General features: G+C 71.8%; 10 protein-coding genes. 3 read left to right on the forward strand and 7 right to left on the reverse strand.

The features are described from left to right. Positions 1 to 72 precede the first annotated feature (72 nt). Together ACIOKD_RS24040 and ppdK are read left to right on the forward strand one after the other, a co-directional pair. Positions 73 to 1,308 (forward strand): ROK family protein, encoded by a 1,236-nt coding sequence (locus ACIOKD_RS24040; protein WP_402087476.1) that lies wholly within the window; start codon positions 73 to 75, stop codon positions 1,306 to 1,308. 435 nt (positions 1,309 to 1,743) lie between these two features. After that, positions 1,744 to 4,518: a pyruvate, phosphate dikinase gene (ppdK, locus tag ACIOKD_RS24045; protein ID WP_402087479.1), complete on the forward strand. Its 2,775-nt coding sequence runs from the start codon at positions 1,744 to 1,746 to the stop codon at positions 4,516 to 4,518. A 186-nt stretch (positions 4,519 to 4,704) separates the two neighbouring features. On the opposite strand, the gene ACIOKD_RS24050 is transcribed toward ppdK, so the two are convergent. The 5 genes from ACIOKD_RS24050 to ACIOKD_RS24070 all read right to left on the reverse strand — a co-directional run bounded on the left by ACIOKD_RS24050 (position 4,705) and on the right by ACIOKD_RS24070 (position 11,442). Next, the gene (locus tag ACIOKD_RS24050) at positions 4,705 to 5,145 is read right to left on the reverse strand and encodes an LAETG motif-containing sortase-dependent surface protein (RefSeq protein ID WP_402087482.1); all 441 of its coding nucleotides are present in this window, start codon (positions 5,143 to 5,145) and stop codon (positions 4,705 to 4,707) included. A gap of 215 nt (positions 5,146 to 5,360) precedes the next feature. Next, positions 5,361 to 6,521 carry an alkaline phosphatase PhoX gene (locus tag ACIOKD_RS24055; RefSeq protein ID WP_402087485.1) on the reverse strand — a complete coding sequence of 387 codons (1,161 nt, stop codon included), beginning with the start codon at positions 6,519 to 6,521 and terminating at the stop codon, positions 5,361 to 5,363. Positions 6,522 to 7,127: 606 nt separating this feature from the next. Continuing rightward, positions 7,128 to 7,529 carry a nitrite reductase small subunit NirD gene (gene nirD / locus ACIOKD_RS24060; protein WP_402087487.1) on the reverse strand — a complete coding sequence of 134 codons (402 nt, stop codon included), beginning with the start codon at positions 7,527 to 7,529 and terminating at the stop codon, positions 7,128 to 7,130. After that, positions 7,526 to 10,162 (reverse strand): nitrite reductase large subunit NirB, encoded by a 2,637-nt coding sequence (gene nirB / locus ACIOKD_RS24065; protein WP_402087489.1) that lies wholly within the window; start codon positions 10,160 to 10,162, stop codon positions 7,526 to 7,528. The genes nirD and nirB overlap by 4 nt, the downstream gene beginning before the upstream one ends. Further along, the gene (locus tag ACIOKD_RS24070) at positions 10,162 to 11,442 is read right to left on the reverse strand and encodes an NAD(P)/FAD-dependent oxidoreductase (protein WP_402087492.1); all 1,281 of its coding nucleotides are present in this window, start codon (positions 11,440 to 11,442) and stop codon (positions 10,162 to 10,164) included. The genes nirB and ACIOKD_RS24070 overlap by 1 nt, the downstream gene beginning before the upstream one ends. Before the next feature lie 536 nt (positions 11,443 to 11,978). On the opposite strand from ACIOKD_RS24070, the gene ACIOKD_RS24075 reads away from it, so the two are divergent. Continuing rightward, positions 11,979 to 12,761 carry a sulfite exporter TauE/SafE family protein gene (locus tag ACIOKD_RS24075; protein WP_402087495.1) on the forward strand — a complete coding sequence of 261 codons (783 nt, stop codon included), beginning with the start codon at positions 11,979 to 11,981 and terminating at the stop codon, positions 12,759 to 12,761. 21 nt (positions 12,762 to 12,782) lie between these two features. On the opposite strand, the gene ACIOKD_RS24080 is transcribed toward ACIOKD_RS24075, so the two are convergent. Further along, positions 12,783 to 13,448, reverse strand: a complete 666-nt coding sequence (locus ACIOKD_RS24080; RefSeq protein ID WP_402087588.1) for a class F sortase — start codon at positions 13,446 to 13,448, stop codon at positions 12,783 to 12,785. Positions 13,449 to 13,574: 126 nt separating this feature from the next. Next, positions 13,575 to 14,120, reverse strand: coding sequence for a hypothetical protein (locus ACIOKD_RS24085; RefSeq protein ID WP_402087498.1), 546 nt, complete (start codon positions 14,118 to 14,120; stop codon positions 13,575 to 13,577). Positions 14,121 to 14,137: the final 17 nt, after the last annotated feature.

The raw sequence follows: 14,137 nt of genomic DNA on the forward strand, positions 1-14,137 counted from the left end.
TGTAATGCAGAGTTGAGGAACGCAAGGGGTCCGCCGGTCCGCATGGCCGGGACCGGAGAGAGGAGCAGCGCAATGGCGACCAGGGCCGGGAAGGCCGGAGCGACCGGGAGGATCGGCGGTCAGGCCAGCTCCGGCGACCTGCTGGAGCTGGTGCGCAGCGGGCGCGCCACCACCCGCGGGGCGTTGCAACAGGTCACCGGGTTGTCCCGGGCCACCGTCGGACAGCGCCTCGACCGGCTCTTCAGGGCCGGCTGGCTGCGCGAGGGCGCCGCGGGCCCGGTGGACTCGCCGCTCGGCGGACGCCCCTCGGTCCGCCTGGAGTTCGACGACTCCCACGCCGTCGTCCTCGCCGCCGACCTCGACACCCGGCACGCCCGCGCCGCCGTGCTGTCCCTGACCGGTGAGCTGCTGGCCGAGCACGCGGGGCCGCTGCTCGTCGAGGACGGCCCGGACGTGGTCCTCGGCGAACTGGGCCGCTGGTTCGCGGAACTGCTGGAGAAGGCCGGGCACCGGGCGGCCGAGGTGTGCGGGATCGGGCTCGCCGTACCGGGCCCCGTGGACACGGGCACGGGCCGGGTCGTCCAGCCGCCGATCATGCCCGGCTGGGACGGCTACGACATACGAGGCCGCCTCACCCGCGCCTTCACCGAGCACACGGGCGCCGGACCGGTCCCGGTCCTGGTCGACAACGACGCCAACCTCATGGCGTACGGGGAGCAGCGCACCGCCCACCCCGACTGCTCGGCCTTCGTCCTGGTGAAGGTCTCCACCGGTATCGGCGCGGGCGTGGTCGTCGGCGGCACGATCTACCGGGGCATCGACGGCGGAGCCGGGGACATCGGGCACATCCGGGTCCCGGAGGGCGCCGACGCGCTGTGCAGATGCGGGTCGTACGGCTGTCTCGCCGCCGTCGCCAGCGGGGGCGCCGTGGCGCGCAGACTGGCGGAGGCGGGGGTTCCGGCGGCGTCGGGTTCGGACGTGCGCGATCTGCTCACCTCGGGGCACCCCGGCGCGGCGGCGTTCGCGCGGGAGGCGGGGCGGCACGTCGGTGACGTCCTCGCCACGGTGGTGACCCTGCTCAACCCCGGGGTCCTGATGATCGCCGGGGATCTGGCCGGAACCGCCTTCCTCACCGGCGTCCGCGAACTGCTCTACCAGCGGGCCCTGCCCCGCTCCACCGCGCACCTGGAGGTGGTCACGTCCCGGCTCGGCGACCGGGCGGCCCTGGTCGGAGCCGGTGCGCTGGTGGTGGAGCACCTGTACGCGCCCGAGCGGATCGAGGAGCGCCTGCTCGCCATGGGCGTGTGAGGCGACAGGCGTGCGCGCGAGGCGGTGTGACGGTGGTGTTTCCGGTCGGGGAACGCGTCCGCATGGTGAAATCCGGGCGCCGGAAACGGCGTGATTCTCGCCACGCCTGATCGAGGTTTCGCTCAGATGAGCGGATCTTGAGCGACTGCACTTCTCAAAGGGTGGCACTCAGTGCCACCCTTTAGTCATTTACGACGTGAACTCAGACGTGCCGATGGCCGCTCAGGTGAGCGTATTGCCGAGGCTGTGCGCGCCGACTCCTTCAAGAAGTGAACGCTGTATGCCGCATCGGCTTACCATCCCTTGACTTTCGATCTGCTGGCGGACGCCTGGTTACAGCCGCATGACACGCAAGTGGACGTACCCAGACGCCTTCGATCTGGGTATGTTCCCCGTCGTCAGGGCAGCCACCGCGTCGTCGAGGAGTCGAGACCCGTGTCGGAAAACAAAGATCCCCACGTAGCCGCGAACGGCGACAGCGGCGTCGGCGGCAGCGTCGAGAGCGTCGGCGCGAGCGTGAAGTTCGTTTATGACTTCACCGAAGGCAACAAGGAACTCAAGGACCTCCTCGGCGGCAAGGGTGCCAACCTCGCCGAGATGACCAACCTGGGCCTTCCCGTCCCTCCCGGCTTCACCATCACCACCGAGGCCTGCAAGACCTACCTCGACAGCGGCGACGAGCCCGCGGCACTGCGTGACGAGGTGAGTGCGCATCTCGACGCCCTCGAAGCGAAGATGGGCAAGAAACTCGGACAGGCCGACGACCCCCTCCTCGTCTCGGTCCGCTCCGGCGCCAAGTTCTCCATGCCCGGCATGATGGACACCGTCCTGAACATCGGCCTCTCCGACAGGTCCGTGCAGGGCCTGGCCAAGCAGGCCGGGGACGACCGCTTCGCGTGGGACTCGTACCGCAGGCTCATCCAGATGTTCGGCAAGACCGTCCTCGGCGTCGAGGGCGAGCTGTTCGAGGACGCGCTGGAGGCGGCCAAGCACGCCAAGAAGGTCGCGGTCGACACCGATCTCGAAGCGGCCGACCTGAAGAAGCTTGTCACCAAGTTCAAGAAGATCGTCAAGACCGAGGCCGGGCGGGACTTCCCGCAGGACCCGCGCGAGCAGATGGACCTCGCCATCCACGCGGTCTTCGACTCCTGGAACACCGAGCGGGCCAAGCTCTACCGCCGCCAGGAGCGCATTCCGCACGACCTCGGCACCGCCGTCAACGTCTGTTCCATGGTCTTCGGAAACCTCGGCCCCGACTCGGGCACGGGCGTCGCCTTCACCCGCGACCCGGCCTCCGGGCACCAGGGCGTGTACGGCGACTACCTGCAGAACGCGCAGGGCGAGGACGTCGTCGCGGGCATCCGCAACACCGTGGCGCTCGCCGACCTGGAGCGGATCGACAAGACGTCGTACGACCAGCTCATGCAGATCATGAAGACCCTGGAGAACCACTACCGGGATCTGTGCGACATCGAGTTCACCATCGAGCGCGGGCAGCTGTGGATGCTCCAGACCCGCGTCGGCAAGCGGACGGCCGGTGCCGCCTTCCGTATCGCCACCCAGCTCGTCGACCAGGGCCTCATCGACGAGGCCGAGGCGCTGCAGCGTGTCAACGGCGCCCAGCTCGCCCAGCTGATGTTCCCGCGCTTCGACGACGAGGCGAAGGTGTCGCAGATCGGCCGGGGCATCGCCGCCTCGCCGGGCGCCGCGGTCGGCAAGGCGGTCTTCGACTCGTACACGGCCGTCAAGTGGTCGCGTTCCGGCGAGCAGGTCATCCTGGTCCGCCGGGAGACGAACCCCGACGACCTCGACGGCATGATCGCGGCCGAGGGCATCCTCACCTCGCGCGGCGGCAAGACCTCCCACGCGGCCGTCGTGGCGCGCGGCATGGGCAAGACCTGTGTGTGCGGCGCCGAGGAGCTGGAGGTCGACACCAAGCGGCGCCGGATGACCGTCCCCGGCGGGCACGTGGTGGAGGAGGGTGACGTCATCTCCATCGACGGCTCGACCGGCAAGGTCTACCTGGGCGAGGTCCCGGTCGTGCCGTCCCCCGTCGTGGAGTACTTCGAGGGCCGGATGCACGCGGGCGCCGACGACGCCGACGAACTGGTCGAGGCCGTCCACCGGATCATGGCCTTCGCCGACCGCAAGCGCCGCCTGCGGGTGCGCGCCAACGCGGACAACGCCGAGGACGCGCTGCGCGCCCGCCGCTTCGGCGCCCAGGGCATCGGCCTGTGCCGCACCGAGCACATGTTCCTCGGCGACCGGCGCGAGCTCGTGGAGCGGCTGATCCTCGCGGACACGGACGCCGAGCGCGAGGAGTCGCTGAAGGGGCTTCTCCCGCTCCAGAAGCAGGACTTCGTGCAGCTCTTCGAGGCGATGGACGGCCTGCCGGTCACCGTCCGCCTCCTGGACCCGCCGCTGCACGAGTTCCTGCCCGACATCACCGAGCTGTCGGTCCGGGTGGCGCTCGCGGAGGCCCGCCAGGACCCGCACGAGAACGAACTGCGGCTGCTCCAGGCCGTCCACCGGCTGCACGAGCAGAACCCGATGCTCGGCCTGCGCGGCGTACGCCTCGGCCTTGTCATCCCGGGCCTGTTCACCATGCAGGTACGGGCCATCGCGGAGGCCGCCGCCGAGCGCAAGAACGCCAAGGGCGACCCGCGCGCCGAGATCATGATCCCGCTCGTGGGCACGGTCCAGGAGCTGGAGATCGTCCGGGACGAGGCCGAGCAGGTCATCGCCGAGGTGCGGGAACAGACCGGTGTGGACCTCAAACTGGCGCTCGGCACGATGATCGAGCTACCGCGGGCCGCGCTGACCGCCGGTCAGATCGCGGAGGCGGCCGAGTTCTTCTCCTTCGGCACGAACGACCTGACCCAGACGGTGTGGGGCTTCAGCCGGGACGACGTGGAGGCCAGCTTCTTCACGGCCTACCTGGAGAAGGGCATCTTCGGGGTCTCCCCGTTCGAGACGATCGACCGGGACGGCGTCGGCAAACTCGTACGCGACGCGGTGAAGGCCGGCCGTGAGACGCGGCCCGACCTGAAGCTCGGTGTCTGCGGTGAGCACGGCGGTGACCCGGAGTCGGTCCACTTCTTCCACGAGGTGGGACTCGACTACGTCTCCTGCTCGCCGTTCCGCATCCCGGTGGCGCGGCTTGAGGCGGGCCGGGCGGCCTCGTCCTCGACGGGCAGCGACCACCGCTAGGTCCAGTCCACGGCTAGGTCCACGGTCCACGGGCCATGAACCACGGTCCACGGGGCTCCGGGCCCGTCATCCGTCACCCACCCTCACCGGCGGCCGACGGACCCGGTGCGCGAAAGCGGAGAGGCGGCACCCTGTGCGGGGGTACCGCCTCTCCGTGGTGTGCCGGTGTGCCGGTGGGCCCGTGCGTCAGCGGGTGTCGCGGCGCCTGCGCAGGGTGAACAGCACGCCGCCCCCGGCCAGCAGGACGGCCGCGCCGCCGGCCGCGATGTACGGGGTGGCGCCGCTGCCCCCGGTCTCCGCGAGGTCGGGGTTCCGCTGTCCGGTGTCCGTGCCCTCGTCCCGCGCGCCCTTGTCGGCCGCGCCCTCGCCGTCCGTGTTCTTGTCCTGGTCGCTCGCGGGGACGAAGCCGGCGGGCGGCTTGTCGCAGCCGATGCCGTCCTTGTCGCGGTCCAGGTGCTCGCCGTAGTGGTCGTCGCCCCTGACGATGTTCGAGTACCCGTTCTCGTACGCCTCGGTGCAGTTCTTGAACGGGTGCAGGCCGTCGTGGGCCTCGGCGGTGGTGACGGAGAGGGCGGCCAGGGCCAGCGCGGCGACGGCCGCGGAGGCGGACTTGCGGAACAGGTTCACGGTGAGTCCCCAGATAACTGTCGATATCCGTATGCATGATCACGAAGGTGATCAGTCGGATGTGAGGTGACGAAAGTATGGGAGGGGCTCACGGTGCTGCGGCGGATCGACGGACCCGTGATGCGAACGTGACGTGACCGGACAGTAGCTCTCCGCTCACAGCCCTCCGCTCACGGGCCCGTCGTCCATGAAGCCTCGGGAGCTTCGGGGCGGGGTTACGCGCGGAACGGACCCGTCACCTCGTACGTGATGCCGCCGGACGAGCTGCCGCTGGTGCCGCGCTGGCTGGAGAAGTAGAGGCGGGTGCCGTCGGGGGAGAAGGCGGGGCCGGTGAGCTCCGAGGCGGACTGGCCGTCGACGCGCAGGAACGGGGCGATGACGTCGTCGGGCGTGATCACGCAGATCTCCATGGTGCCGCCGTCCTCGGCGACGAACAGGTCGCCGGATGCGGTGCCGGTGACGTTGTCGACGCCGGTCAGCGGGGCGGTGCCGGAGGTGACGAGCGAGTCGTCGTAGGCCAGTTCGTAGGTGTTGCTGCTCAGGTTGAGCTGCCAGACGCGGTTGTCGCCCTTGGTGGTGAACCAGACCGTGTCGTCGGCGTAGTGGCAGCCCTCGCCGCCGTTGAACTTCTTCGACCCGGAGACCTGCGTACGGGTCGTGGTGGGGGAGCCGTCCGGGTCTGGCACGTTCGCCCAGGTGAAGGAGCCCGAGGTGGCCGTTCCGGCGACCAGGACCTGGAGGGTGCCGGCGGAGAGGCTGCCCCAGGTCGTCGGCACGAAGCGGTAGAGGCAGCCGTTCGTCTCGTCCTCGGTCAGGTACACCACCTCGCGCACCGGGTCGGCCGCCGCGGCCTCGTGCTTGAACCGCCCCATGGCGTCCCGGCGCACCGCGGCGTTCACACCCCACGGGTCGGTCTCGTAGACGTATCCGAGCGACACCTCCTCGCAGGAGAGCCAGGTGTTCCACGGCGTCCTGCCGCCCGCGCAGTTCTGCCGGGTGCCGGACAGGATGCGGTACGCGCCCGTGATGGTGCCCGCCGACGAGAACTTCACCGCGCTCGTACCGCCGGACGGGTTGATCTCGGAGTTGGAGACATAGATCCACCCCGTACCGTCGGCGTAACAGGCCCCGCCGTCGGGGGCGCTGTGCCAGGTGTACGCGGTACCGGTGACCGTCTGGCCCGACCTGGCGATCACCCGGCTGGTGAAGCCGCTCGGCAGCCTGACGCCGTTGGCGTCCGCCGGGCCGAGTGCCCCGTACGGGCCCGTGCCGGGCTGGGCGGGCGCGGCGTACGCGGCGCCGCGCCACAGGGTTCCGCCGAGGACGGCCGTTGAACCACCGAGTACGGCCGCGCGCAGGAGAGTACGACGTTCCACTGTCGCTCCAAGGGGTGCCGGGGCTGCCCCGTCCGCCGGTCGGGGACGGGGTCGCGCAACGTCGGCAGCTTAGAAGTGCGGGGTGGACGTGCCGTGGCCGCGTGGTGACGTGTGCGCGTCACGCCCGAGCGTCCCACCACAACGCGCGGCGCGCCGCCCACCGGGAGGGGCTGCCTGCGGCGCGGGTGCCTCTGCGGGCCGGTGGGGGTCGGCCGCGCAGTTCCCCGCGCCCCTTACGGGGCCGGCCCTGGCTGCCGGGCGGGCGGGCGTCGCGGAGGGCCGTGCGGGCCGATGGGGGCCGATTGCGCCGTTCCCCGCGCCCCTTACGGGCCTCTGCGGGCCGGTGGGGGTCGGCCGCGCAGTTCCCCGCGCCCCCAAAAGACGAAAGCAGGGGCGCAGCCCCGCTTTCAGGGGCGCGGGGAACGGCGCGGGCAACCACATGCGACCCGCACGTTGTCGGTCGAGCGGGACCCCCGCTTGCAGGGGCGCGAGGAACTGCGCGGGCAACCCCCACGGCCCGCAGTCGTGGGACGAACCCGGGCCCCGGCCCTTCAGGGGCGCGGGGAACTGCGCGAACGGCCCCCCACCCGCACTGAGGTCAGAACCTCAGTGCGCCCGTACCTCGTACGTCGTCACCCGCACCGACTCGTCGTCCAGGCACACCCCCGACGCCAGGTCGAACCGCTGCTTCAGGAGTGGCGAGGCCACGAACGGCCGCCCCTGGTGGGAGCCGGTCAGCCCGCGGGACAGCACGGCCGCCCCGGAGAACGGATCGCGGTTGTCGATCGCGTACATGCGGCCCGTACGGTCCAGGAAGACCGCCACCTGCCGCCCGTCCGGCAGCAGCGCCGCCACCCCCCGCCCGGGAAGCAGCACGGACAGGTCGCACACCGCGAACCAGTCGTCGGCGGCGGCCGTACCGGCCGTAGCGGCGGTCCCGGCCGTGTCGTTCGGTTCGGCCAGCCGCAGCTGGACCCTGAGCGTCGTGGTCTCCGGTGCGAGCGTCATCGCTGGGCGCTTCCTTCCAGGGGACGGGTGCCGATGGTCAGCAGCGGCAGGTCGGGCTTGATCTGGTCGCGCTCCGGGACGAAGCCGACGACCGGGTCGGGCGTGTCCGGCGCGTTCACGAACGAGACGAAGCGGGACAGCTTCTCCGGGTCGTTGATGGTCTCGGCCCACTCGTCGCGGTAGGCGGCGACATGCGCGGTCATCAGCGACTCCAACTCCTCGCAGATGCCCAGCGAGTCCTCCACGACCACGTCGCGGACGTGGTCAAGGCCGCCGGGAAGCCGCTCCAGCCACGTCGAGGTGCGCTCAAGGCGGTCGGCCGTACGGATGTAGAACATCAGGAACCGGTCGATGAGACGGATCAGTTCGGAGTCCGAGAGGTCCTGCGCGAGCAGGTCCGCGTGGCGCGGAGTCGCGCCGCCGTTGCCGCCCACGTACAGGTTCCAGCCCGCCGCGGTGGCGATGATGCCGAAGTCCTTCGACTGGGCCTCGGCGCACTCGCGGGCGCACCCGGACACCGCCGACTTGAGCTTGTGCGGGGACCGCAGGCCCCGGTAGCGCAGCTCCAGGTCGATGGCCATGCGCACCGAGTCCTGGACGCCGTAACGGCACCAGGTCTGCCCCACGCACGACTTGACCGTCCGCAACGACTTCCCGTACGCGTGCCCGGACTCGAAGCCCGCGTCCACCAACCGGGACCAGATCAACGGCAGTTGCTCGACCCGCGCGCCGAACATGTCGATCCGCTGACCGCCCGTGATCTTCGTGTAGAGGCCGAAGTCCCGCGCCACCTCGCCGATCACGATGAGCTTCTCGGGGGTGATCTCGCCGCCGGGGATGCGCGGCACGATCGAGTACGAGCCGTTCTTCTGCAGGTTCGCGAGGAAGTGGTCGTTGGTGTCCTGGAGGGCGGCCTGCTCACCGCCCAGGACGTAGTTCTCGGCGCCGATCGTGGGCGCGAGGGACGCGACGATCGAGCCGACCGTGGGCTTGCAGACCTCGCAGCCGTCGCCGCCCCGCGCGTCCTCGCGGCCGTACCGGTCGAGGAGTTGCCGGTACGAGGAGATGCGCAGGGCGAGGACGATCTCGTACAGCTCCTCGCGGGTCTGGGAGAAGCAGCCGCACAGGCCCTTGTCGACCTCGACGCCGCTCGCCTCCAGCTCGGAGGTGACGAGCTGACCGAGCACCTTGACGCAACTGCCGCACCCGGTACCGGCCTTGGTGCACTTCTTGACTTCCGGGACCGTCGTGCACGAGTGCTCGGTCACCGCGCCGCGGATCGCGCCCTTGGTGACGTTGTGGCAGGAGCAGATGATCGCCTCGTCCGGCAGGGAGGACGGGCCTAGCTGGACGGGAGCACCCGCGCCGGCCGGCAGCACGAGCTGCTCCGGGGCGATCGGCGGCACCGAACCGGTGAACGCCCGCAGCGTGCCGTACGCGTCCGCGTCACCGACCAGGATGCCGCCGAGCAGCTCACCACCCGGCCCGATGACCAGCTTCTTGTACGTGCCCGAGCGGGAGTCCGAGTAGACGACGTCGAGGCAGTCGGCGGCGGCGCCGTGCGCGTCACCGAAGGAGGCGACGTCGACACCGAGGAGCTTCAGCTTGGTGGAGAGGTCGGCGCCCGTGAAGGAGGCCGCGTCGGCGGTGTCGGTGAGGGGGGCCGCGGCGGCGGCGATCGTGGCGGCGGCCGTCTCGGCCATCTCGTAGCCGGGCGCCACTAGGCCGTAGACCCGGCCGTCCGAGGCCAGCGCGCACTCACCGATCGCGAAGACGTGCTGGTCGGAGACCGTACGGCACTGGTCGTCGACGCTGATGCCGCCGCGCTCGCCCACGGTGAGTCCGCAGTCGCGGGCGAGCTGGTCCCGGGGGCGTACACCGGCCGAGAACACCACCAGGTCGGTGGCGACCGTGGAGCCGTCGGAGAGTTTCATGCCGGTCACGGCGCCGTCGTCGCCGGTGACGACCTCCTGCGTACCCGTGCCGGTGTGGACGGTGAGGCCCATGTTCTCGATGGTGCGAAGCAGCGCGGCGCCGCCGCCCTCGTCGACCTGGACGGGCATCAGCCGGGGCGCGAACTCCACGATGTGCGTGCTGAGTCCGAGTCCCTTCAGCGCACCGGCGGCCTCAAGTCCGAGCAGCCCGCCGCCCACCACCGCGCCGGTCGTCGCCCGCGCCTTCGCGTACTCCTCGATGGCGAGCAGGTCCTCGATGGTGCGGTAGACGAAGCAGCCGTCGGCGTCCTTGCCCGGCACGGGCGGCACGAAGGGGAACGAGCCGGTGGCGAGGACCAGCGTGTCGTAGCCGAGGACGAGACCCGAGCGGGCGGTGACCTTCCGGGCGGCCCGGTCGACGGTCTCGGCCGGGTCCCCGATGTGCAGCTCGATGCCGTGTTCCTCGATGAACTCCATGTCCGTCACGGACAGTTCCTCGGGCGTGCGGCCCGAGAAGTACGAGGTGAGCTGCACGCGGTCGTACGCGGGCCGCGGCTCCTCGCACAGCACGACCACCCGGTGCGTGGCGGTCAGGCCGCGCTCGGCCAGCGCTTCGAGGAAGCGCTGGCCGACCATGCCGTGGCCGACGAGCACGATCGTGGGGCGGGGGCCAGTTCCCACCGGTGCGGTCGTGGACATCAGGAGCCTCCATCGTTGGTGAGCAGGTGGAGCAGCGGGGCGCCGTCCGTGGGGAGCGGTTCCGCTCCCTCCCAGGCGCGGGCGAGCGCGCCGACGGTGCCGAGCTCGCCGACGAGCACCCCGCCGACCAGACGGTCGTCGCGGACGACGACCTTGCGGTAGGTGCCGCGGGTGGCGTCGGTGAGCTGGATGACGTCGTCCCCGGGGAGCGCGGTGTGCTCCCCGAAGGCGGCGAGGTCGAGAGGACCGCCGGAGCCGGGGGTGGCGGGGGAGCTGCCGGTGGCGAGGGTCAGCCGGGTGAGGGCGCGGGTGCCGCTGTAACCGGCGGCGCCCTTCGCGGGTGCGGTCCCGGCCGGTGACACGTTCAGTGGTGCGGCCAGCAACTCGGCCAGGACGTCGGCCTGTTCGAGCGCCGGTGCGGCCAGTCCGTACACCTGGCCGTCGTGCTGCGCGCAGTCGCCGATCGCCCGGATGTGCGGGTCGGAGGTGCGCAGCTCGTCGTCGACGATGACTCCCTTGTGCACGGCGAGCCCCGCGTCCTGGGCGAGGCCCGCGCGCGGACGCACTCCGCAGGCCAGCACCACCAGGTCGGCGCCGAGGGTGTATCCGTCGGCCATCTCGACCGAGCGGACCGCGCCCCCGACGCAGCGCACGCCGCGCACCCGGCTCTCGGTGTGCACCTCGACGCCGAGGTCCTTGAGGTGCCGGAGCACCAACGCGGAGGCCGACGGGTCGAGCTGGCGTTCCATCAGGCGTTCGCCCTGCTGGGCCAGGACCACCTGCGCGCCGCGTTCGGCGAGCGCGCGGGCGGCCGAGACGCCGAGCAGTCCGCCGCCGATGACGACGGCCCTGGTGTCCTGCCGTACGGCGTCGGACAGGCCCAGGCAGTCGTCCATCGTCCGGAACGCGTGCACGCCCGCCGGCAGTTCGTGCCGATCGGCGGCGAACAGTCCGCGCAGCGGCGGGAGCACCGGGTTCGAGCCGGTGGCCAGCACCAGCGTGTCGTATGCGATCACCGCACCGTCGGCGAGGTGCACCTGCCGCTCCGCGCGGTCGATGCGCACCACCCGGCCACGGGTCAGCCGCTCGGGCGTCGGGAGCGCGATGACCTCGGGGGCGTACCGCCCCGCCAGGACCTCCGCGAGCAGCACCCGGTTGTACGGGGTGTGCTCCTCCTCGCCGACGAGTACGGCGGACACGCCGAGCTCTCCGAGCCTGCGGGCGAGCCGTACGCCCGCGAGGCCGGCGCCGATCACCACCACACGCGTATTCGAGGTCATGTACCGCAGCGTGCGGTGCCGGTGTTACCCGGCCGCATCACCACTGTTTCCCGCGGGGAACGCTGCCCTCAGCGGGACCCGGACGCGGATGTGAGGGTTCTTGGAGGGCGGTTCCCGACCCCCCGGCTCCGTGCGAGCATCCGGCAGCCGCCCGTCCGGGACGACATAGCCGTACGGGTCCGGCAGCTCGTGGGCGAGCCGTTCACCGCGCGGACCCGGCGGCGGGTCGCGTACGCGCTACCGGCCGCCGTGCCGGTGGGCCTGGCCGGCGGCCGAGCGGCGGCGGCCCGATGGCAGCGCTGCCTCGCCAACCACTCCCTCGGCACACGCCCACCCGGCTCCCCACCCGGCTCCTCCCCCGGTGCGCCGCCCGTGCCGCCCGTGCCGCCCGCGCCGCCCGCGGCACCCGCGGCACCCGTGCCGCCGTCGAACCTCGCGGTGGCGGCCGACATCCTCCTGGCCGGGAAGCTCAGAAGTCCCTCAAGGTTCACAGCATTCGTGGACGGCGCATCTATCTCGTCCATAAGGTCGCGATCATGCCCGACATATCGCTGACCATGGTCGTCGTCCTGTGCCTCGCCGCCCTCGCGGCCGGCTGGATCGACGCGGTCGTGGGCGGCGGCGGCCTGCTCCTCCTCCCCGCGCTGCTGCTCGGCCTGCCGAACACGGGCTCGGCGGCCCAGTACGCGCTCGGCACCAACAAGGCCGTGGCGATCGTCGGGACGACTGGCGCGGCGGTGACGTACGCGCGCAAGGCGCCCGTGGACGTCCGCACGGCGGTACGGATCGGTCTCGCGGCGCTCGCCGGATCCACGGCCGGGGCGTTCGTGGCCACCGGGATGAGCACCGAGATCCTGAAACCGGTGGTCATGGTCGTCCTGCTCGGCGTCGGCACCTTCGTGATCATGAAGCCCGCGTTCGGTGCGGCCCCCTCGGCCGAGCCCGTCTCACCGCGCCGCGTCCTCGCCGCGATCGGACTCGCGGGACTGGGCATCGGCTTCTACGACGGGCTGGTCGGCCCCGGCACGGGCACGTTCCTCGTGCTCGCCCTGACCGCGCTGCTGCACCTCGACCTGGTGTCGGCCTCCGCCACCGCGAAGATCATCAACTGTTGCACCAACGCGGGCGCGCTGGCGACCTTCGCCTGGAAGGGCACGGTGTTCTGGCAGCTGGCCGCGCTGATGGCCGTGTTCAACCTCGTCGGCGCCATGGCAGGGGCGCGCACCGCGCTCAAGAAGGGCAGCGGCTTCGTACGGGGCGTGCTGCTGACGGTGGTGTTCGCGCTGGTGGCGAAGCTGGCGTACGACTTCTGGCTCTGAGCCCCGCCGCCCCCGCGACGATCAGGACCGCCGGCTGCCCGTGAGGTGGGCGAAGACGACCACGTTGCCCTGGTAGCCGGTGCCCACCGAGTAGCCGCCCCCGCAGGTGATCACGCGCAGCTCCGGGCGCCCCGCGGCCCCGTACACCCGCTCGTCCGGGAAGTCGCGGGCGTCGTACACCTCGACCGCGTCGACGGAGAAGAGGGCGACGCTGCCGTCCCGGCGTCCGACCTCGATCGTGCTGCCCTTCCTGAGGGCGCCGAGCCGGTAGAAGACGGCGGGGCCCTCGGCGTTGTCGACATGGCCGGCGACGATCGCGGTGCCCTTCTCGCCGGGCGCGGTGCCGGCCTCGTACCAGCCGGCGAGGTTCTTCCGGCCGGCGGGCGGCACGTCGAGGCTGCCCTGCGGGGAGAGGCCGAGGCCCATGAGGGGGGCGTCCACCCGGATCGAGGGGATACGGACGCGGTCGGGCGCTGAGTGCGGCAGCGCGTGGACGGCGGGCCGGTCCACATGGCCGTTCTGATGACCGCCCGCGCGGGCCTGCGCGGCCGACGGCTGGGGCGGCGCGTGCGTCTGGGCGCCGCGGTGCAGCAGCCAGGCGCCGCAGAGCAGCGCGACGAGGGTGGCGGCGGCTATCGAGATGTTCGACAGGTTCGAGAAGTTCGAGATGCTGCTGAACGGACGCACTCGCACCCGGGGCCCCCTCTCCTCCTGTGACGTTCCATGGGTCCCGCGTCCTCCTCCGAGCCGCGAGGGGCGTCGGGCCCGGAGGAGGAGGGGACGGCGGTACCGGTGGACAGCGGAGGGTGTCCGTCAGATCCCGTCGCCTCTCGCCCGGCGATGCAGGAGCCAGGTACCGCCCGCGGCGGCGACGGCCAGGGCGGCCACTCCCGCCGCGGTCTGCACGGGGTCGGGGCCGAGTGCGCCGCCGACCCCCGTCTTCACACTTCCCCGCGGATGGACCTGCGTCTGCGGCCTGCTCTCCTGGGTGGAGGTGAGCGTGACCACCAGGTCGCCCGTCATCCGCGCGCCGCTCGAACAGCGCACGACGATCTCGTACGTGCCGGGCTGTGCGGACGGAGGCACCTCGAACTGTCCGACCGCGTCCTCTTCGTGCGCGCTGGGGATCAGCGCGAAACCGCCCGCGCCGACGGACCCGGCGTCACCCGACACGGCGTCGTCGGCCTCGCACGACGCGGTGTTCACGGTGACCTCCGCGCCGGGCGCGACGGTGGCCGGATAGAGCTCGATGGATCCCGCGCCACCCGTGTCCGCACCCGCCCCGTACGCGGGCGCCGCGCAGAGGGCCGCCGAGGCGACGGCGAGCGCGGTACCGGTCAGCAGGCGGACTGTGCGCATCGTGCTCGCTCCTGTCG

It is taken from the genome of Streptomyces sp. NPDC087844 (genome assembly GCF_044742785.1).
In the GTDB taxonomy this organism is placed as follows: Bacteria; Actinomycetota; Actinomycetes; order Streptomycetales; family Streptomycetaceae; genus Streptomyces.

What these genes read in the sequence shown, in the direction of transcription:
- ACIOKD_RS24040 (WP_402087476.1), top strand. Translation starts at nt 73, where the DNA reads ATGGCGACCAGGGCCGGGAAGGCCGGAGCGACCGGGAGGATCGGCGGT.
- nirD (WP_402087487.1), bottom strand. Translation starts at nt 7,529, where the DNA reads ATGACGCTCGCACCGGAGACCACGACGCTCAGGGTCCAGCTGCGGCTG.
- nirB (WP_402087489.1), bottom strand. Translation starts at nt 10,162, where the DNA reads ATGTCCACGACCGCACCGGTGGGAACTGGCCCCCGCCCCACGATCGTG.
- ACIOKD_RS24070 (WP_402087492.1), bottom strand. Translation starts at nt 11,442, where the DNA reads ATGACCTCGAATACGCGTGTGGTGGTGATCGGCGCCGGCCTCGCGGGC.
- ACIOKD_RS24075 (WP_402087495.1), top strand. Translation starts at nt 11,979, where the DNA reads ATGCCCGACATATCGCTGACCATGGTCGTCGTCCTGTGCCTCGCCGCC.
- ACIOKD_RS24085 (WP_402087498.1), bottom strand. Translation starts at nt 14,120, where the DNA reads ATGCGCACAGTCCGCCTGCTGACCGGTACCGCGCTCGCCGTCGCCTCG.